This window comes from Nocardia sp. NPDC004573, assembly GCF_053602135.1.
Window position 1 is genome coordinate 453,953 of sequence record NZ_JBSGDA010000002.1, and the last position, 18,718, is coordinate 472,670.

Annotated in this window: 17 protein-coding genes; 12 read left to right on the top strand and 5 right to left on the bottom strand. The window is 67.4% G+C overall.

The annotated features are described in order from the left end of the window. The first annotated feature begins 7 nt into the window (after nucleotides 1-7). The 3 genes from ACWEKR_RS05325 (at nucleotide 8) to ACWEKR_RS05335 (ending at nucleotide 2,827) form a co-directional block, all read left to right on the top strand. Nucleotides 8-799, top strand: coding sequence for an aspartate/glutamate racemase family protein (locus ACWEKR_RS05325; protein ID WP_452353418.1), 792 nt, complete (start codon nucleotides 8-10; stop codon nucleotides 797-799). Next, nucleotides 796-1,773 carry a porphobilinogen synthase gene (gene hemB, locus ACWEKR_RS05330; protein WP_452353419.1) on the top strand — a complete coding sequence of 326 codons (978 nt, stop codon included), beginning with the start codon at nucleotides 796-798 and terminating at the stop codon, nucleotides 1,771-1,773. Before ACWEKR_RS05325 ends, hemB begins: the two co-directional genes overlap by 4 nt. Before the next feature lie 211 nt (nucleotides 1,774-1,984). After that, on the top strand, nucleotides 1,985-2,827 hold the full coding sequence (locus ACWEKR_RS05335; RefSeq protein WP_452353420.1) for a hypothetical protein: 843 nt from the start codon (nucleotides 1,985-1,987) through the stop codon (nucleotides 2,825-2,827). Between the two features lie 229 nt (nucleotides 2,828-3,056). Here the strand turns inward: ACWEKR_RS05335 and ACWEKR_RS05340 are convergent, their stop codons facing one another. The 3 genes from ACWEKR_RS05340 to ACWEKR_RS05350 form a co-directional block, all read right to left on the bottom strand. Continuing rightward, nucleotides 3,057-3,236: a hypothetical protein gene (locus ACWEKR_RS05340; protein WP_452353421.1), complete on the bottom strand. Its 180-nt coding sequence runs from the start codon at nucleotides 3,234-3,236 to the stop codon at nucleotides 3,057-3,059. 772 nt (nucleotides 3,237-4,008) lie between these two features. After that, a complete protein-coding gene (locus tag ACWEKR_RS05345; protein ID WP_452353447.1) occupies nucleotides 4,009-4,644 on the bottom strand; it encodes an AAA family ATPase in 636 nt (211 codons plus the stop codon). A 744-nt stretch (nucleotides 4,645-5,388) separates the two neighbouring features. Further along, a complete protein-coding gene (locus ACWEKR_RS05350) occupies nucleotides 5,389-6,066 on the bottom strand; it encodes a FadR/GntR family transcriptional regulator (protein WP_452353422.1) in 678 nt (225 codons plus the stop codon). 191 nt (nucleotides 6,067-6,257) lie between these two features. On the opposite strand from ACWEKR_RS05350, the gene ACWEKR_RS05355 reads away from it, so the two are divergent. Genes ACWEKR_RS05355 through ACWEKR_RS05365 form a run of 3 tightly spaced genes read left to right on the top strand, consistent with a single transcriptional unit; the run spans nucleotide 6,258 to nucleotide 10,290 of the window. Next, entirely contained in the window at nucleotides 6,258-7,733 is a 1,476-nt protein-coding gene (locus tag ACWEKR_RS05355) for an amino acid permease (RefSeq protein WP_452353423.1), read from the top strand. Continuing rightward, the gene (locus tag ACWEKR_RS05360; protein ID WP_452353424.1) at nucleotides 7,730-8,797 is read left to right on the top strand and encodes an asparaginase domain-containing protein; all 1,068 of its coding nucleotides are present in this window, start codon (nucleotides 7,730-7,732) and stop codon (nucleotides 8,795-8,797) included. Before ACWEKR_RS05355 ends, ACWEKR_RS05360 begins: the two co-directional genes overlap by 4 nt. Then, the gene (locus ACWEKR_RS05365; protein ID WP_452353425.1) at nucleotides 8,797-10,290 is read left to right on the top strand and encodes an aspartate ammonia-lyase; all 1,494 of its coding nucleotides are present in this window, start codon (nucleotides 8,797-8,799) and stop codon (nucleotides 10,288-10,290) included. The genes ACWEKR_RS05360 and ACWEKR_RS05365 overlap by 1 nt, the downstream gene beginning before the upstream one ends. A 57-nt stretch (nucleotides 10,291-10,347) precedes the next feature. Here ACWEKR_RS05365 and ACWEKR_RS05370 read toward each other — a convergent pair whose 3' ends face one another. Then, nucleotides 10,348-12,048 (bottom strand): phosphoenolpyruvate--protein phosphotransferase, encoded by a 1,701-nt coding sequence (locus tag ACWEKR_RS05370; RefSeq protein WP_452353426.1) that lies wholly within the window; start codon nucleotides 12,046-12,048, stop codon nucleotides 10,348-10,350. A gap of 146 nt (nucleotides 12,049-12,194) precedes the next feature. Here ACWEKR_RS05370 and ACWEKR_RS05375 point away from each other — a divergent pair, with 146 nt between their 5' ends. The 5 genes from ACWEKR_RS05375 to ACWEKR_RS05395 all read left to right on the top strand — a co-directional run bounded on the left by ACWEKR_RS05375 (nucleotide 12,195) and on the right by ACWEKR_RS05395 (nucleotide 16,975). Continuing rightward, nucleotides 12,195-12,962 carry a DeoR/GlpR family DNA-binding transcription regulator gene (locus tag ACWEKR_RS05375; protein ID WP_452353427.1) on the top strand — a complete coding sequence of 256 codons (768 nt, stop codon included), beginning with the start codon at nucleotides 12,195-12,197 and terminating at the stop codon, nucleotides 12,960-12,962. Further along, the gene (gene pfkB, locus ACWEKR_RS05380; RefSeq protein ID WP_452353428.1) at nucleotides 12,959-13,909 is read left to right on the top strand and encodes a 1-phosphofructokinase; all 951 of its coding nucleotides are present in this window, start codon (nucleotides 12,959-12,961) and stop codon (nucleotides 13,907-13,909) included. The genes ACWEKR_RS05375 and pfkB overlap by 4 nt, the downstream gene beginning before the upstream one ends. 11 nt (nucleotides 13,910-13,920) lie before the next feature. After that, complete coding sequence (locus ACWEKR_RS05385; RefSeq protein ID WP_452353429.1) at nucleotides 13,921-15,939, top strand: PTS fructose transporter subunit IIABC; 2,019 nt, start codon at nucleotides 13,921-13,923, stop codon at nucleotides 15,937-15,939. Nucleotides 15,940-15,965: 26 nt separating this feature from the next. After that, nucleotides 15,966-16,223 (top strand): HPr family phosphocarrier protein, encoded by a 258-nt coding sequence (locus tag ACWEKR_RS05390; protein WP_452353430.1) that lies wholly within the window; start codon nucleotides 15,966-15,968, stop codon nucleotides 16,221-16,223. A gap of 311 nt (nucleotides 16,224-16,534) precedes the next feature. Further along, nucleotides 16,535-16,975: a hypothetical protein gene (locus ACWEKR_RS05395; RefSeq protein WP_452353431.1), complete on the top strand. Its 441-nt coding sequence runs from the start codon at nucleotides 16,535-16,537 to the stop codon at nucleotides 16,973-16,975. A gap of 49 nt (nucleotides 16,976-17,024) precedes the next feature. Here ACWEKR_RS05395 and ACWEKR_RS05400 read toward each other — a convergent pair whose 3' ends face one another. After that, nucleotides 17,025-17,978 (bottom strand): NmrA family NAD(P)-binding protein, encoded by a 954-nt coding sequence (locus ACWEKR_RS05400; RefSeq protein ID WP_452353432.1) that lies wholly within the window; start codon nucleotides 17,976-17,978, stop codon nucleotides 17,025-17,027. 133 nt (nucleotides 17,979-18,111) lie between these two features. Here ACWEKR_RS05400 and ACWEKR_RS05405 point away from each other — a divergent pair, with 133 nt between their 5' ends. After that, nucleotides 18,112-18,624 carry a winged helix-turn-helix transcriptional regulator gene (locus tag ACWEKR_RS05405; protein WP_452353433.1) on the top strand — a complete coding sequence of 171 codons (513 nt, stop codon included), beginning with the start codon at nucleotides 18,112-18,114 and terminating at the stop codon, nucleotides 18,622-18,624. Nucleotides 18,625-18,718: the final 94 nt, after the last annotated feature.

Consider the following 18,718-nt stretch of genomic DNA (forward strand, 5'->3'; position numbering starts at 1 on the left):
AACTCACATGCGAATCCGATTCCAAAAACACGCCGTCGAGGGGCGTGTGCCGCTGCTCGACAAGCTCTACGCCAGTCATCTGACAAAAGTCTCGGCTCCGGGCACCACGGTCGAAATCCGCACCCTGCCACCACTGACGTATGCGACGGAGCTGCCCGAGGAGTTGGTCGGCTACGGTTCACTCGGTCTGGTATTCGGCGACTACTTCGCGCGTGCGGCCGTTTCCGCCGAGCGGGATGGCTGCGCCGCGTGGATCAGCGGTGCCGGCCAGGACCCTGGGCTCGCCGCCGCGCGCATCCGGACCACCATCCCCGTCGTCGGTTACGGAGACGCGACCTGGCATGCCGCCCGGCAAGAGCGGCACCGGCTCGGCGTCATCGGCTTCATTCCTCACCTGGCCGAGCCCATCACCGACAACATCGCCTCCGCGGGCGCGACTTTGGCCTCCTACCAGGTGATCGATGACGGTGCCGTAGTCGTTTCCCGGGCGCTGGCAGAGGATTTCGATCCGTTCGTGCGGGCGTACACTGCCGCCGCCGAACGGGCAGCGAAGGCAGGCGCGCAGTGGCTGGTACCCGCGGAGGGCATCCCCAACGAGCTCCTCGTCCACTTGCAGATCCGGCAGCTGTGTGGGCTGCCGGTGATCGACCCCGGCGGGCTGGCGGTCAAGACCGCCGAGCACCTGGTCGGCTTGCGCGAGCTCGGCATAACCGCCAAGACCGCGTCCGGGTATTGGTACCGGCAGCCGTCTCGGGTCGTCGTGGAGCACGTCGAGCGGTCACTCGAGGCTATGCCATGAGCTTCCCCGCGGTCCGACCACGGCGGCTGCGCCGCACCGCCGCGCTTCGTAAGTTGGTGGCCGAGAACAGGCTGCATTCTTCCGATCTCGTCCAGCCCCTGTTCGTGCGTGAAGGCATCCCGGAGCCCCGGCCCATCCCCGCGATGCCCGGCCAGCTGCAGCACACACGCGAAAGCCTCCGCAAGGCGGTGGCGACCGCGGTACAGGCGGGCGTGGGCGGCGTCATGATCTTCGGCATACCCGAGGCGAAGCATCCGGACGGCCGCGGCGCCTGGGACGAACGCGGTATCGCCCAACTGGCGATTGCCGATGCCGTGGCCGAAGTCGGCGACGCGGCCGTGGTGATAGGCGACATCAACCTCGACGAATACACCGACCATGGTCATGTCGGCCTCCTCGGGGCCGACGGCGACGTGGACAACGACGCCACGCTGCGGGCGTACACCCGAACGGCACTGGCACAGGCTGAGGCCGGAGCTCACTTGGTGGCACCGAGCGGCATGATGGACGGCCAAGTCGCCGCCATTCGCGCCGGACTCGACCTCGCGGGACATGAGCGCGTACCTATTCTCGCCTATGCCGCCAAATACGACTCGGCCTTCTACGGGCCTTTCCGTACGGCCGTCGAATCGTCGTTGGTAGGCGGCAGGTCCACCCATCAGCAGGACCCGGCCAACCTCCGCGAGGCACTGCGCGAGGTGCGACTGGATGTCGAGGAGGGCGCCGACCTGGTCATGGTCAAACCCGCCGGACTCTACCTCGACGTTGTCCGCCTGGTGGCCGACACGGTGGATGTGCCCGTTGCCGCTTACCAGGTTTCGGGCGAATACGCTGCGATCGAGGCCGCTGCGCTGCATGGGATGCTGCACCGTGAGCGAGCTATCGAGGAGAGCCTCACCGCGATCCGCCGTGCCGGGGCACGGATCGTCATCACCTATTGGGCCACCGAGGTCGCGCAACGACTTCATGGATAGTTACCAAGGAGTCGCAGCGGTGTCCCGGCTCGAAGTGACACCGCTACCGCAGCAACCCGCACCGACAGATACGCAAGGACAATATCCTCGACGGCAGCTTTCGGCTGGACTCGGCCGTTCCAGGCCGGGGATCACAGGGACACAAAGACATCGGGCGACGGGTGCCGGGAGAAGACTAGGAAGTTGAAACGACCAGGCCGAGGTCGTTGTCTTGCTGACCAGATCCGAATTGATCGCACGGGCATACGCTCGATTCGCCCAGCACTCGAGCAACGAAATCAGGAGACTGGCGACAGCTGACGCCGAACACGGCGTCAGACCTTTCGCCAGGGAAGCCTCGGGTGCGGCCGGGGCGCTTTCCGACGCCGACAGAGGTCTTCGGCACGCTTTCGATACCGGCGACCCGTCGTTCCCGGGACCGCTGCCGCAAGCCGGATCCACCTCGCCGGATCGGTTCTACAACGGAGCACGACTGTGGCAAGTCGATCAAGTGTTTCCCAGAGCTTTTCGCAGAGACGAAACCGCGGCAGAGGAAGGCTATATCCGCACAGCGTCACACAGCACCGCAGGCGACGTCGTCTATCTGACCGACGGCACCGACATCGCCGGCGTGTACGGAACGATCACCAGTTGGACGGATGTCCGTGACGGCACCATGCGGTTCCACCCCGCGGGCATGGTATTGGGTATCGACGCCAACCGTATCCAGGTGAATCCGATGCTCGAAGAAGGGCATTCCGCGGCCAACTTCATCGAAGGTGTCAGCGACCGCGTATTCACCACCGCGGGGCGGGTCGACACATCCAAGATCGTCAGCGTGGAATTCCAAACCTACGACGACATCATCACCAACCCCGACGTAAACCTGGTCGCCGACGGTTTCCCCGGCTTCGACGGCCTTCGGCAGGAGTCGTTACGCGACCCCGCGGTAGTCGCCGACCGCCTCGCCGGTATCGCCGAAGCCGTGCGCCGCAACTACCCGACGATTGATGTCACCGTCGGCTCCAACCGTCTCACCACCGACGAGGCCATCCGAACATTTCTGGCCACATGAGCGAAGCCTTGGCGTTCTCGGTCCGGTCCTTCATGTACCTGATGACACGACTGCCACGGTCGAGCGCGGCGAACGCGGCGTGACGACGATTGAAATGAGCGCGGCGCGGCAGGTCGACCCGTTCTGCCGCGCAGCGGCCGGACCCGGTCGAGCAACTCCGGCGGCATCAGGTGGTCGTTGATGTTGGCGCCCGACAGCGCGACCGCGAGAGGTAGCCCGTTTCCGCAGGTCAGGATGTGGTGTTTCGATCCTGTTTACGGCGGTCGACCGGGCTCGGACCGGTCGCGGCGCCTCCTTTTTTCGCCCGCACGTGCGAGGCGTCGGCGATGACCCGGTCGAAATCGATCAACGCGTCGGCCCCGGCGTACCCGGCGCCCGGACCGGCAGTAGCGGTTCGATCACTGCCCACAACTCGTCATCCACGACCCACGGTGCCGCCACGACGAAACATACTGCACTGCAACAGGAGTCAACGCCACCCGGACGAACCTGTCAGGAGCCGTTAGCGACACCTGCCGGAGCTGTCCGATCCACACCGTGTGTGGCGGCGGACATTACGTCACCCGGTATCAGGAAGGCGAGGGATTCCGTAACCCCTCGGTGTACTGCGCGGACCTCACCAAGCTGATCCGGCACATCGAATCCCGGATCCGGGCAGACGCTGCCGCAGCGGTCGAGGGGGCGGAAACTCGGCCCTGACGACATGACCGCCGTCGAAGCGCGGCTCAACGGAGTCATCGATTCCCGGCCGCCATACAGCCAGTTCCGCTTGCATGGGGCGCCCCTTCGTCGGCAAGCGCGCCGCCGGGCTAGCGGGGCGGCGGTCTCGGGCTCCTCGATCGCGGCCTGCCGCGGGCAAAGCGCAGCGAGCGCGGGGCGCGGCGGAAGCGCCCTGGCCATCACGGACAGCGCGGTGTATCCGGTGAGTCCTCGCTACTGCGGCTTCATGACCACTGAAAGCCACCCCCGGCCGCGCAGTTGTGCGCGCCGCCTGTCCGGAATTCGGCATCGACGGCCGCGACGCGCAACTGCTGCATCATCGGTCGAACGCAGTGTGGTTGCTGCCGCACGCTGACCTCGTCGTGCGCCTGGCACCCAACACTGATGGTGTCGCTACCGACGATGCTCGTCGCGTTCGCCCGCCAACTGAACTCCAGGACGCATGTCGGCTGAACTCGTGCTCACCGACGGGCGTGACGGACAGTGACCGCCATCCGGCGCAGCCTGCCGCGCATCCGACCGTCGGTGTTGGGGGCCAGTGTCACACCGACCCTGTCGGCGATACGGTCGGCTACTGACCTCACCGCGGTTGTGTCGGTCCATATATGTTCGGCGAACTCGGGTCTGCTCAACTGCGCGAGGCAGTAGTCGAGCTTGTCCACAGCGAACTGTTCTCCGCGCAGCAGGAGATCGCCCTGACCGACCAAGTGGAAGAGCGGCGCAAACCCGAGTCCACGATCACGAAGACGACGCAGCACCGTTTCCCGCTCGGCCAGCAGCGCGAAATGACGCACGTCGTGTCCCGCCAACCGCAGCCGTCCCACCGTCTCGGAAAAATACCGAGGATCCACGACAGTCATCGGTGCGATCACCACGCCGTCGTGCTTGTGAAGCACGTGGTCGAGCACCTCGAACACCCCCTGCCGCCAGCTGGGAAAGTCCTGGAAGTCGTCACGCAACGAAGACGGCATCATTCGATGCAGCCCGAACCCCACCTCTTCCGGATCGCATACGACACTGCCGGGAAGACGCCGGTGCAGCTCGAACGCAGTCTGGGTCTTGCCCCCACCAAAGGGCCCATTGATCCACAGCAGCATGGTCACAACACTATCGACGCACAGCCCAGTGTCCCTCGTTTCGAGTCCACAGTTCGCCGGAGCCGGACGCCTCCGCGCTGCCACAGCATGATTCCGACCGATTCCCACGGAAGACGCTTCACCCGCGCTGAATACGCACGGACCTCTGGCGCACGTTAGGAGTTTGTACCTGCCATAGGCTGACGCGGTTCTGTCGTTCCGGCTGGTGCTTGGGCTTGTCCTACAGGCCGTCAACCGCCGTGCCGAGATGCTCGCCGTAGCTGGACCAGCAGTAGATCGGCTCCACTGGTTCGCCCCGACGGCCCATGTACCACTCGCCGTCATCGACACCGCGCGCGAGACACAGACCAGTGAAGCCGATAATCAGCCTCGATGGTCCACTCGTTCGGAAGCGTGCCCTTGTTCACCACCTGATTCTTGCCGAAGCGACGCCATTCTCCTCGTCCGGGTGGACGACCCTTGATGAACGCCTGATCCCTACCGCACCGGATTGCGTCGACATCCGGGCACATTGGTGCTGACAGCCCGGTCGGTACCGCTATCCCGGTGCTGGACACCGTGCCGCCGAACACCGCGTCGTCGCACCGACCGAGCGCGCTCGCTGCCAACCTCACGCCTCGTGCCGGTAGCCGATGTCGGCGCGACGAGTAGGCGCCGATCGGGTTCGCTCAGCAGCGGCCCGGGTGCGATCGCTGGTTCCGACAGAGCAACCCGTCGATGGGTCGCGCCACGATCCGCTTGCTACTACTCGCCGATGCGGGCGATCGTGTCCGCTACCCGTTGCAGGTGGTCGGCCATCGCTTGGCGCGCGGCCTCGGGTGAGCCGGACTCGATGGCTCGGACGATGGTTTCGTGTTCGCGATCGGAGTCGGCGCGGCGGTCTTGGGTCAGATTGAGGAATTCCGATTGCGGGTCCAGCGCGCGGCGGGTGTCGGCGACCACCGCGGTCAGCATGCTGTTTCCGCTGGCGGCCGCGATGGCGGTGTGCAACTCGCCGTCGTAACGGACCCACTCGCGGGCGTCGGTGGCCCCCGCCAGTTTGTCGAGCAGCTCGAAGAGCCGCCGCAGCTGGTCCGGCGTGCGGCGTTGCGCTGCGAACCCCGCGGTGGGGATCTCGATGAGTTGGCGGGCCTCGATCAGATCTGCGGCGTCGACACCGGCGAACGTCAGCTGCGGGCTCTCCTTTTTGGACACGACGAAAGTTCCTCGGCCCGTGTGCGTTTCGGTGAGTCCGAGGGTCGCACAGGCGTGCAGCGCCTCCCGCACCACCGGACGGCTGACGCCGAACTGTTGAGCCAAGGCGAGTTCGGCGGGTAGGCGGTCGCCTACCGCGTACTCGCCGCTCTGGATCAGCTCCTTAAGCCGACGAAAGACCGCTTCCGTAGCGCCGATGCGGTGCACTCGGCCTTCTTCGACTGTCACGTGACCAAGTATGGAGACCCGCCGATAGAGCGTCAAAACGCTAGGTCCAGCATGTTTCGCCCCGAGATCGATATTGACATGGAATGTGACCCCAATTACAGTACAACCTGTCTTACAGCCTGACCGCATGGCAGCCATACTTCTACGAGCCGGCGTGCCGCGCAGGTTGAATCGGCCCGAGGAAGGTTTCCATGACGCAGCACGACGAACTGTCGGCCCGGCCAGCCACCCCACCAGCGAAGCTCGACGTCGGTGACGTCGGTTATCAGAAACAGCTCCGCAAGCGCCATATGCAGATGATCGCGATCGGCGGCTCCATCGGCACCGGGCTTTTCCTCGGAGCCAGCGGCCGCATGGCGCTAGCCGGGCCGGCGCTGGCCATCGTCTACATCGTGTGCGGCGTCTTCACCTTCATGGTCGTTCGCGCGCTCGGCGAGCTGGTGATGTACCGGCCGTCATCCGGTGCGTTCGTCTCCTACGCCCGCGAATTCCTCGGCGAGCGCGGAGCATATTCGGTCGGCTGGCTGTACTTCCTGAATTGGTCGACCACCTTGGTCGCCGACATCACCGCCGTGGCGCTGTACGTGCATTTCTGGTCGCCGTTCGTGCCGATCCCCCAGTGGATCCTCGCACTGATCGCGCTGGCGGTGGTCGTCGGGCTCAACGTGGTGTCGGTGCGCCTGTTCGGCGAGTTCGAGTTCTGGTTCGCGCTGATCAAGGTCGGCACCATCGTCGCGTTCATGCTGCTGGCGGTCGTGTTTCTCGTCACCGGCACACCGGTCGACGGTAATGTTCCCGGCTTGTCGACGATCACCGACAACGGCGGTTTCTTCCCGCATGGTCTCGCTCCGATGCTGACCATTGCGCTCGGGGTGGTCTTCGCGTTCGGCGGGACGGAGATGATCGGCGTGGCCGCCGGTGAATCCGACGACCCCGCCGCCGTGATCCCGAGGGCCGTCAACTCGATCATGTGGCGGATCATCCTGTTCTACGCGGGCTCGGTGGTGCTGTTCACGCTGTTGCTGCCGTGGACCGCCTACTCCCCCAGCGAGAGCCCCTTCGTAACCGTCATGAGCTCCATCGGGATCCCGCACGCGGGCGATGTCATGAACCTCGTCGTGCTCACCGCCGCGATGTCCAGCCTGAACGCGGGTCTGTACGCGACCGGTCGCACCCTGCGGTCGATGGCCGTGGCCGGGGCGGCGCCACGCTTCGCCGCCCGGATGAATCGCCACGGCGTTCCCTACGGCGGAATCCTGATCACCAGTTCGGTGGGCATCGCCGGCGTCGTGCTGAACCTCCTGGTCCCCGAGAAAGCGTTCGAGATCGTGCTGAACCTGGCCGGACTCGGCATCGTCGGAACCTGGGCTTCGATCATGATCTGCCATTGGATATTCGTGCGGAAGTCCCAGCGCGGCGAGTACCGCCGACCGGCGTTCCGGCTTCCGTTCGCTCCTGTGCTCAACATCCTCACCCTGGTGTTCCTGGCCGGTGTCGTCACGCTGATGTTCTTCGACGACGAGATCGGGCGTATCACGCTCGCGGCGTTCAGCGTGGTCGTCGCGGCCATGGTCGCAGGATGGTTCCGGATCAGGGGCCGCCTCGATCCGGACGTGCTCGCCCCGCTGGATCGGCCGGACGCCGCTGAGGGAGCGCCGGGCGCATGATCACCCACCGAACAGCACATCCCACGGCGTTGCGGGTTCACGTTCTCTACACAGGCGGCACGTTCGGAATGGCCGACCACGGCGCGGGTATGGCACCGCGGTCGGGAATCACTGCCGAAGTCGCCGACGTCATCGCTCGATACGAGGACACGAGGAGGCGGCCGGTCGAGTTCTGGTACGCCGAATCCGACCGTGTCATCGACAGCGGCGCCGCCGACTCGAACACCGCCTTCCGGATCGCGCAGTGGGTGCGGCGCCGCGTCGAATCGGAGCGCCCGCACGGCGTCGTCGTCATTCACGGAACCGACACCATGGCCTATGTCGGTGCCCGCGTCGCCTTCGAACTGCGCGATCTCGCAGCCCCAGTGGTGCTGACCGGCGCGCAGATACCGCTCGGTCAGCCCGGCAGCGACGCGCAACACAACATGCATCTGGCACTGGATTCGATTGCCACTCGACCAGTTCCGGGAACATATATCGCGTTCGGCTCGGGGTTGCATCCCGCCGTGCGGGCCAGCAAACGTGCGTGCGACGACTACGACGGCTTCACCACCGTTCGGGAATTCACCCCGCCACTGTCGCCTGTGGCACCGCTACCGCATCGGCGCAGCGCTGCCGCACGCCTCCCGGTGGGACTGCTCACCGTCTTTCCGGGACTGCACACCGATCTGCTCAGCGCGGCGATCCGGCAGTATTCCGGTGGAGTCGTCCTGGAATGCTACGGCTCGGGCACGATGCCGCACACAGCCGAGTTCATCGAGACGATCCGGACGGCGACGCGGCGCGGAACCCCGATCGTCGTGATCACTCAGTGTGACAGCGGTTCGGTCGATCTCGAGCGGTACCTGCCCGGACGAGCGCTCCTGGACGCGGGCGCGATCAGCGGAGGGGACATGACCAGAGAAGCGGCACTGGCCAAACTGGCCTATCTCGTCGACCTCGGCTTCTCCGGCGGTCGGCTGCGGGACTGGATGACGACCAACATGCTCGGCGAGCTGTCGAATCCGGCCGGCGCGCCCCCGGTATCCCCCCACGAAGACGCCCTCACCGCACGGAGCCGATGATGACCGACAGCACCCGAACCGAACAAGACTCGCTCGGCACCCGTGCTGTGCCCGCCGACGCCTATTGGGGCATCCACACCGCACGCGCACTGGACAATTTCGCCATCACCGGCGACACCATCGGCCGATACCCGGCGCTCGTCGCCACGCTCGCCGCGGTCAAGCAGGCCGCCTGCCGCGCCAACCGCGAGCTCGGCATCCTCGACTCTCGCCGCGCCGAGGCGATCGAATCGGCCTGCGCCGAGATCAGGGGCGGTGCGCTACACGACCAGTTCCCGATCGACCCGATCCAAGGCGGCGCGGGAACCTCGACGAACATGAACGCCAACGAGGTCATCGCCAACCGGGCGCTGGAGTTGCTCGGCTACGACCGCGGGACCTACACCGAAGTGCACCCGCTCGACCACGTCAATCTCGGCCAATCCACCAACGACGTGTACCCGACCGCCGTCCGGCTCGCCGTCGTGCGGCACATCCGCGACCTCGTCGCCGCCCTACGCCGCCTCGCGGATACCTTCGGCGCCAAGGCCGACGAATTCGCCGACGTCATCAAAATGGGCCGCACCCAACTACAAGACGCCGTGCCGATGACCCTCGGACAGGAATTCGGCACCTTCGCGATCATGGTGGCCGAGGACTGCGACCGGCTCGAAGAAGGCATCGCCCTGCTGTGCGAGAGCAACCTCGGCGGCACCGCGATCGGCACCGCCATCAACGGCCACCCGAGCTACCCGGCGCTGGCCTGCGCCCACCTCGCCGAGCTCACCGGCGAACTCGTCACCCCCGCGGCCAACCTGATCGAGGCCACCCAGGACTGCGGCGCCTTCGTTCAGGTCTCCGGCGTCCTCAAGCGGGTCGCGGTGAAACTGTCCAAGATGTGCAACGACCTGCGGTTGATCTCCTCAGGTCCGACAACCGGTTTCGGCGAGATCAACCTGCCGCCGGTCCAAGCCGGGTCATCGATCATGCCGGGGAAGGTCAACCCGGTCATTCCGGAGATCGTCAACCAGGTCGCGTTCGAGACCATCGGCAACGACCTGACCGTCACCATGGCCGCGGAGGCCGGGCAGCTGCAACTCAACGCCTTCGAACCGATCATCGCCTACGGCATGCTGCGCACGACTACACACCTGACCGCCGCGGTCGACACCCTGGCGACCAAATGCGTCGCGGGCATCACCCCCAACCGCGACCACCTCGAGCAGGGCGTTCGACGTTCCGTCGGTATCGTGACAGCGCTGACCCCCTACATCGGCTACGCCGCCAGCGCCCATATCGCCAAACAGGCGCTGCAAACTGGGCAGTCCGTCGCGGAGATCGCGATCGAACGCGGCTTGCTCACACCCGACGCGATCGAGGAGATCCTCGCAGCCCGTCGACTCGCGGGTCTCACCGGCTTGGCGGCCGACACGAAACCACTCGGCCGTCCAGTCCACCCACGCGCCGTGGGACAAATGCAGACAGATCGGCACCGCTTCGGAACCGCACGCTGAAACCAGGCGCGCACGTCCCCGGACGGCGAGTGCGGATGGCGGATAGGTGAACATCGGTCAGGCGCCGGGAGTCGATCCGAGTACCGCTCGCACGGCCGTGCGAGCTGCTGCCGGATCGGCTGCCGTCAATGCCGCGTCCGCGGCGCGGCGGCACTGCTCGCGAGTCGTCTCGGCAAGGCGGGCGCCTACCGCGGCGATGGCGCCTGCTGCCATGGACAATGATCCGACGCCAAGCCCGACCAGGACGCAAGCCAGGGCCGGATCGGCTGCGGCTTCGCCGCACACCCCTACGGGCTTGCCCAGTCGTTGACCCGCGGCCGCGGTGCGTGCCACGAGAGCCAGCACCGCCGGCTGCCACGGGTCGGTGAGGGCGGCCAGCGCGGGAGACATCCGGTCGGCCGCCATCGTGTACTGCGCGAGGTCGTTGGTGCCGAGGGAGAGGAAATCGACGTGGCGCAGAATGGCTTCCGCGGTGAGCGCAGCGGCGGGCACCTCGACCATCGCGCCGGGGATCAGCCCACGCTCCCGCACCTTCTCGGCGAAGGATTCCGCTTCGGCCGCGGTCGAGATCATCGGTGCCATCACCCACGGTGTCGGCGCGCGCCCGACGGCGGCTCGGGCGATCGCGTCGAGTTGCCGGTCGAGGATTCCGGTGTCACGCGCGGCAATGCGGACACCCCGCACCCCGAGCGCGGGATTGGCCTCGTCGGGATGGTCGACGAACCGCAGCGGCTTGTCCGATCCGGCGTCCAGGGTCCGGATCACCACCTTCGCGCCGGCGTAGGCGTCGAGCACTTCGCGGTAGATGCGTGCCTGCTCCGCTACCGTCGGCTCGGTTTCCCGGTCCAGGAAGCACAATTCGGTGCGGAACAGGCCGACACCTTCGGCCGGTGTCCGGCGCGCGGCTTGCGCACTCGGGCCGTCTTGGACGTTGACCAGGACTTCCACCCCGTGGCCGTCCGCGGTAGCGCCCGGCCCGGCCCAGGCGGCGTCGCGTGCGGTCCGGGCACGGAACTGCTCCACCGCGCGCGCCGCGAGGTCGGGATCGGGATCGATGACGATGCGCCCGGACGAGCCGTCGAGCAGAACGGGTGTACCCGCCGCGATTGCGTCGAGACCGGTCACCGCGACGACACAGGGGATGCCGAGTTGCCGAGCGATGATCGCCGTGTGGCTGGTAGGTCCGCCGAAGGACGTGGCCAAGCCGATGATGAGCGAGGGGTCCAGCCCCGCCGCATCCGCGGGCGCGAGGTCCTCGGCGAGCAGAATCGCGGGCTGTTGAGGTACCGGAATGCCGGGTTCGGGCCCGCCGGCCAGCTCGGCGACGACCCGATCGCAGACGTCGCGGAGGTCTGTCACGCGTTCGGCCATGAGCCCGCCGAGCTTGGTGAACATCTCGGCGATCTGGTCGGTGGCCGCGACCGCCGCCGCGCGTGCCGGTGTGCCCGCCGCGATCAGCTTCTGCGCCACACCGAGCCAGCCGCGGTCGGTGGCCATCGCGGCGTTGGCGGCGAGAACTTCCGCGGCGGCGCCACCAGCCCGTGCCGCGCGCGCCCGCAACCGGTCCGCGACCGTCGTCGCCGCGGCCAGCAGCGCAGCCTGCTCGGATGCCCGATCGGACTCGGGAATCACATCAGCCGACTCCGGAACACGCGGCCGGGCGCCCGGCCGGACAGCGGGCGCGTACGCCACCCCGGAGACAGCCGGTGTGCCGCCCAGCCCTACAGATCCCGTCTCTACCTGCAAAGATCCCGTCACCTGTTGCTTACCTCCACAAGCTGAACCAGCGAGCCCGATTCCATGCCCGCCCACCCTTCGATGTGATCCACACTACGCCACATCATTGACAAAGCAATACAGACAGATATAAAACAACATAAACCAACATCGAACCGGGAGGTCGGATGTACGCCGAGGAACGGCAGCAGGCGATCGCGACGCTGGTCGGGCAACGAGGCCGCGTGTCGGTCACCGAGCTGTCCGACCAGTACGGCGTCACCACCGAGACGGTCCGGCGTGATCTCGCGGTACTGGACCGGATGGGCTTGGTCAGGCGTGTGCACGGCGGCGCGGTGCCGGCCGCGGCGCTGACCGCGATCGAGCTCGGCACCGGCGAACGCGAGCACAGCCGTGCGGCGGAGAAGGACCGCATCGCCAAGGCGGCCTTGGATTTCCTGCCGCCCACCGGCGGCAGCGTCCTGTTCGACGCGGGCACAACCACCGCGCGGATCGCCGCCCTGCTGCCGACCGACCGCGAGCTGGTAGCGGTCACCAACTCGGTGCCGATCGCGGCCCGCCTCAGCGGGCACGCCGCGGTGCGGTTGCACCTGCTCGGCGGACGCGTCCGCGGCGTCACCCAGGCCGCCGTCGGCCCGGAGACCCAGCGCATGCTCGCCGAGCTGCGGGTCGATGTCTGTTTTCTCGGGACCAACGCGTTGACCACCGCGCACGGGCTGTCCACCCCGGACATCGATGAGGCCGCGGTCAAGCGAGCCATGGTGGCCAGCGCGCACCGCGTCGTCGTGGTCGCCGATTCCACCAAGATCGGCCGCGAGGATCTGGTGCGCTTCGCAGAGGTCGAGGACGTCGATGCCCTGGTCACCGACACCGGCGTGCCGGATTCGGTGCGCAGCGAACTCAGCGCGTCCGGCCTCGAGGTGGTCACGGCATGATCGTCACGCTCACCGCCAACCCCAGCATCGATCGCACCATCACCCTCACCGAGGCGTTGCACCGCGGCGCCGTGCACCGCGCCGCCACCGTGAACTCGCATCCCGGCGGTAAGGGCGTCAACGTCTCGAGGGTGATCGCCGCCGCGGGCCGTGAAACTGTCGCCGTGCTGCCCGGCAACACCAGCGATCCGCTTCTGCGGCAGCTCGGCGACGCCGGCATCGCCTACCGGGCTGTTCCGATGGCGGGGACGGCGCGAACCAATCTCACGATCGCGGAAACCGATGGGACTACGACGAAGATCAACGAACCCGGTCCGCCGCTGACCACTGCTTGCACGGCTGCGCTGGCCGAGACGCTCGACGGCCTCGCCGCTGCCGCGTCCTGGGTGGTGCTGTCGGGCTCGCTGCCGCCGGGAGTGCCTGCCGACTGGTATGTCGCGCTGCTGCGGCGGCTGCGCGGGATTCCGGTGGCGATCGACGCCTCGGACGCGCCGCTGCGGGCGGTCGCCGCCACCGTCGGCTCCCATCCGCCGCGGTTGCTGAAACCGAACGCCGAGGAACTCGGTCAGCTCACCGGCGCCGACCCCGCCGAACTGGAGAATCCGGTGGCCGCCGCCCGTGCTGCCGCGACGCTGGTCGAGCGGGGCGTCGGGACGGTTCTGGCGACGCTCGGCCAGGCGGGCGCTGTCCTGGTCACCCCGGAAGGCGCCTGGTACGCGCCCGCGCCGAGCGTGACACCGCGCAGCACGGTCGGCGCGGGGGATTCGGCCTTGGCCGGCTACCTGCTCGCCGACTCCGACGGCGCCGAACCCACCGAACGGTTGCGCCGCGCGGTCGCCTACGGCAGCGCCGCCGCCGCACTTCCCGGCACCGGCGTACCCGGACCGCATGACATCGACCTCCACGCCGTGCACGTCACGGCGCTGGACGCCCTGCACAACAGCTGAAGGAGGCCATGGTGGCCGACTCGATCATCTCCGAGGATCTGATCACCCTCGACACCGATCTCGGCGCCGCCAAGGAGGCGGTGATCGCCGCACTCGCGCGGCGTCTGGCCGCAACCGGGCGTGCGCGCGACGCGGCGGCGCTTCGGGACGCGGCGCTGGCCCGGGAAGCCCAGTCCGCGACCGGGCTTCCCGGTGGGATCGCGATTCCGCACTGCCGTGCCGCAACCGTCACCGAAGCCTCGCTCGCGTTCGCCCGGCTCGCCCCGCGCGTCGATTTCGGCGCCCCGGACGGTCCCGCCGACCTCGTCTTCCTCATCGCCGCCCCCGAAGGCGCGGGAGCCGAGCACATGAAACTGCTCTCCAGCCTGGCGCGCGCGCTGGTGAAGCCCGAATTCGTCGCCGACCTGCGCGCGGCGGCGACACCCGCGGACATCGTGGCCCTGGTCGAGGACGTACTCGACCCGCCTACTACCACCGTGCGCAGCACCACCGCCGCGGACAACACGACCGCGGGCACAACACCCGAGCACGAGGAACCGGCTGCCGAGCGCATCATCGTCGCGGTCACCGCCTGCCCGACCGGAATCGCACACACCTACATGGCCGCCGATGCCCTCGTCGCCGCGGGCAAACGCGCCGGTGTCACCGTGCGCGTGGAAACACAGGGGTCCAGCGGCAGCACTCCCCTCGGTGACGAGGTCATCGGGGCCGCCGCCGCGGTGGTCTTCGCCACCGACGTCGGCGTGCGCGGGCGCGACCGGTTCGCGGGCAAGCCCGTCGTAGCTTCCGCGGTCAAGCGGGCGATCAACGAGCCGGACGCGATGATCGCCGACGCGCTACGTGCCGCGGACGATCCTCACGCCGCGACCGTCCCCGGCCGCGGACCCGACGAAAAGGCCTCGGCCACAGAGAAATCCGAAGTTCTCGGCTGGGGTACCCGCCTGCGCCAGATCCTGCTGACCGGTGTCAGCTACATGATCCCGTTCGTCGCGGCGGGCGGGCTGCTCATCGCGCTCGGCTTCCTGCTGGGCGGCTACGAGATCGCCGACAACGCCAAGACCATCGTGCTGGACAACTCGCTGACGGCGTTGCCCCAGGGGGGACTGGCCACCTATCTCGGCGCGGTGCTGTTCGAACTCGGCACTCTCGCTTTCGGCTTCCTCGTACCCGCGCTGGCGGGCTACATCGCCTTCGCCATCGCCGACCGCCCCGGCCTAGCGCCGGGATTCACCGCCGGAGCCGTCGCGGTGTTCGTCGGGGCCGGATTCCTCGGCGGTCTGGTCGGCGGACTGATCGCCGGGTTCGCGGCGCTGTGGATCGCGCGACTCACCGTCCCACAATGGGCGCGGGGCTTGATGCCGGTGGTTGTGATCCCCCTGTTCGCGTCATTGATCGTCGGCGCGGCCATGTTCATCGTGCTCGGCAAGCCGCTCGCCGCGGTGACCAGCGGACTCACCCACTGGCTCAACGGGCTGTCCGGCACCTCCGCGATCACCCTCGGGACCATCCTCGGCCTGATGATGTGCTTCGACCTCGGCGGACCGGTCAACAAAGCCGCCTACTCCTTCGCCGTCGCCGGACTGGCCGTCACCGATACCGCGTCACTGCGCATCATGGCCGCGGTGATGGCCGCCGGCATGGTGCCACCCCTGGCCATGGCACTGGCCACCACGATCAGACCACGGCTGTTCACTACCGCCGAACGCGAAAACGGCAAAGCGGCTTGGCTATTGGGCGCGTCGTTCATCTCCGAGGGCGCCATTCCCTTCGCAGCCGCCGACCCGCTACGCGTCATCCCGTCCATGATGACCGGCGGCGCCGTCACCGGCGCGCTGATCATGGCCACCGGAACCACGCTCAGCGCACCACACGGCGGCATCTTCGTCTTCTTCGCCGTCGGCCACATCCTGTGGTTCCTCGCCGCCCTCGCCGCGGGCACACTCGTCGGCGCGGTCTGCGTCACCGTCGCCAAAGAATTGGCCCGCACCCCAACCGCCGTACCCTCCCCCACCACCGTCACCGCCGGATAAACGTCCCCACAGTAAGGAGTCACGCCATGCCTCAGACAACCGTCGAAGTCGGCTCGTCCATCGGCCTGCACGCCCGTCCCGCCAACATCATCGCCGAAGCCGTCCAGGCCGCAGGCGTACCCGTCACCCTCTCGCTGGTCGGCGGCGATCCGGTCGACGCGGGCTCTGCGCTGATGATCATGACCCTCGGCGCCACCCAAGGCACCCCAGTCCTCATCACCACCGACGACCAAGCCGTCCTCGACAAGATCGCCGCGCTGGTAGCCGCCGATCTCGACACCTGACCGGCACCACGACCGACGACGACATCGGCCAACCGGCTGGAACGACCGAGACGAAAACAACGTGCCAGCCGCTTGCCGAGTGCCTAGCGACCATGCGCCGAGCGCAGACGACGCTGCGTCGGTGTCACCACGTCCCGCATCCGGAAACCCGACATCGTTCAGGCGACCCTCGGTCGCGATGTCGGACCTCCGCCTTACTCCACCGGCGCATGGACGTCGGGCAAAATGCACGCTGCCAGCATGAGGCGTCCCTCGCGATCTGGCGCGCCGCGCACGCGATCCCCGACCACGACCGACGCCCAACCGGCCCAGTGCAATACCCAATCGACGAGCGCCACACCCCGCTACAGCTGGATGCCGCGGTGCGGTCCTGTCTCGGCGACCTCGACACCAGCACCCGCCGCTGGGCAGCCCTCGCCCAAGACATCGACGAACGGATCACCACAGACCCGTACTGGCCGCAGCTGGCCGAGAAACTGTCCCGCGCCGCCGCCACTGGGTCGGACATACCGACCGCTGTCCGCACGGCGGCCGCGCAGCGTCCGTTGCCGGACGAGCAGCCCGCGGCCGCGCTGCGCTGGCGGCTGGTCGAACCCCTCGAAGAAGCCCAGCGACGCAACACCGACCAGCTCACCCGCGCCGTCTCTGAGGTCCAGGTCGACCGGTGGCGGAGGATGAGCGACGCCGAACCGGAAAACGAGATCCAACTTCAAGGTCAACCCGACGAACACCGCAAACCTGTTCCACGATAACCAATTCAAATGTTCAGGTCCCGGTGCGCACACGCCCGGATCCGATGGATCAACGTCCGGGGGCCGCAACGAATTGGTGACCGTGTTCGTGGACGAACTCGGCGAACGTCTGCGGCGAACGGCCGATGGCCTCGGTGAGTGCGGTGGTATCGACCGGCGGGGCCGGGGGCAGCTGGGAGAATACCGCACCGATGGCCGAAATGTGCTGCGCCATTGCTGGATTGACGGATGGTTCGGTGCCGTTGTGTGCGAGGGCTTCCAGTTCGCGCCGCCATTGACCGGCAGGGATGGAGGTGTATCGGACCGGTGTTCCCGTTTCGGCTTCGATGAGAGCGGCGATCTCGGCGTGGCTGTGCACGGTCGCCCCCTGCGGGTAGTGCGTGGTGCCGCGAGGGTATCGGGCCGGGTCGGTCAGCGCGGCCACGGCGAGATCGGCGGCGTCGAGACCGCCGATCCACGGCACCGCGGCATCGCCGAAACTGTTGGCGAAGCTGCTGGTCTCGCGGATGGATCCAGCATGCAACAGCACGATGTTCTCGTAGAACAGGGCCTGGATCCGCAAGATCGTCGGTTCCAGTCCGGCCCAGGACAGCACCTGCTCGGCGACCCATTGCGCGCGTCCCAGCCCACTGGGGTTGTCGGGGGCCGAGACCGCCATGGACATCACGACCAGTCGCGGCGTGGTCGCGGCGTGCCGGATCGCGGAGGCCAGATTGGCGGCGGCCTGCACGATGCCGGGAGCGACCGGATAGGTGAAATACACGGTGTCCGCGTCTCGCACGGCCGCATCCAGCGTCCGGCGATCCAGCAGATCGCCCACGACGATTTGCGCGCCGAGAGCGCGAAGGTGTTGTGCGCGTTCGTCATCAGCGCGGACCAGCACGCGGACCGCGTGGTCGTGTTCGCGAAGACGCCGCACGACATGTGAGCCGGTGCCGCCGTGTCGTCCGCCCGCACCGATAACCAGCGTGGTGGTTGAGGGGCTGTCGGAGGAGAAAGTCACAAGTGCGCCTTCCGATCGTTCACCGGGGTGAGGTGTGGCAGCTCGTGGTCCGGCTGCGGCGCCCACGCTAGAACAGTAACTACTATGATGCAAGTTAGTGTAGGGTCACTGCAGATGGCGAAAGGATCAGCAGGTGCGGCGAACGAGTTTCCAGGCGATGGGGTGCCCGATTGCCGGCGCTCTGGAGTATGTCGGCGACTGGTGGACGCTACTGATCGTGCGTGACGCGCTGGACGGGTTCACCAGATTCGACGAGTTCGAACGCAACCTCGGCATCGCCCCGAATATGCTGACCAGGAGATTGCGCGCTCTGGTGGAATCCGGGCTGCTCGAACGCAGACGCTACAGCCAGTCCCCGCCCCGCTACGAGTACGTCATCACCGACAAGGGGCGAGACCTTTCTCCGGTCCTCGTCGCCCTGTACGCCTGGGGTCGCAAACACACGGGATCGGATGCGCCGAGCGTGGTCCTGACCGATCGGGACACCGGGGAAGAGATCATGCCCGGCCTCGTGGACCAGCACAGCGGACGCCCTCTCTCGGCCGTCGACCTCGCCTTCCTCGCCGGCCCAGGGGCCGACGGTTTCATACGTGAACGTCTCGATCCCGAGTCGCGGGCGGCGCGGCGCCGACGCGGCACCAACTAAGACCGTGTCTCACGTCGTTTTGACTGGTTGTCGGTGGGTAGCGATGGACTGTGATCGGTTGTGGTGCATGATGTTCGGCCGTGTCGGACAAGTT

Excerpts from the sequence above, each read along its gene's own strand:
- ACWEKR_RS05325 (WP_452353418.1), top strand. The coding sequence starts at position 8 with ATGCGAATCCGATTCCAAAAACACGCCGTCGAGGGGCGTGTGCCGCTG.
- hemB (WP_452353419.1), top strand. The coding sequence starts at position 796 with ATGAGCTTCCCCGCGGTCCGACCACGGCGGCTGCGCCGCACCGCCGCG.
- ACWEKR_RS05345 (WP_452353447.1), bottom strand. The coding sequence starts at position 4,644 with ATGCTGCTGTGGATCAATGGGCCCTTTGGTGGGGGCAAGACCCAGACT.
- ACWEKR_RS05355 (WP_452353423.1), top strand. The coding sequence starts at position 6,258 with ATGACGCAGCACGACGAACTGTCGGCCCGGCCAGCCACCCCACCAGCG.
- ACWEKR_RS05360 (WP_452353424.1), top strand. The coding sequence starts at position 7,730 with ATGATCACCCACCGAACAGCACATCCCACGGCGTTGCGGGTTCACGTT.
- ACWEKR_RS05365 (WP_452353425.1), top strand. The coding sequence starts at position 8,797 with ATGACCGACAGCACCCGAACCGAACAAGACTCGCTCGGCACCCGTGCT.
- ACWEKR_RS05375 (WP_452353427.1), top strand. The coding sequence starts at position 12,195 with ATGTACGCCGAGGAACGGCAGCAGGCGATCGCGACGCTGGTCGGGCAA.
- pfkB (WP_452353428.1), top strand. The coding sequence starts at position 12,959 with ATGATCGTCACGCTCACCGCCAACCCCAGCATCGATCGCACCATCACC.
- ACWEKR_RS05390 (WP_452353430.1), top strand. The coding sequence starts at position 15,966 with ATGCCTCAGACAACCGTCGAAGTCGGCTCGTCCATCGGCCTGCACGCC.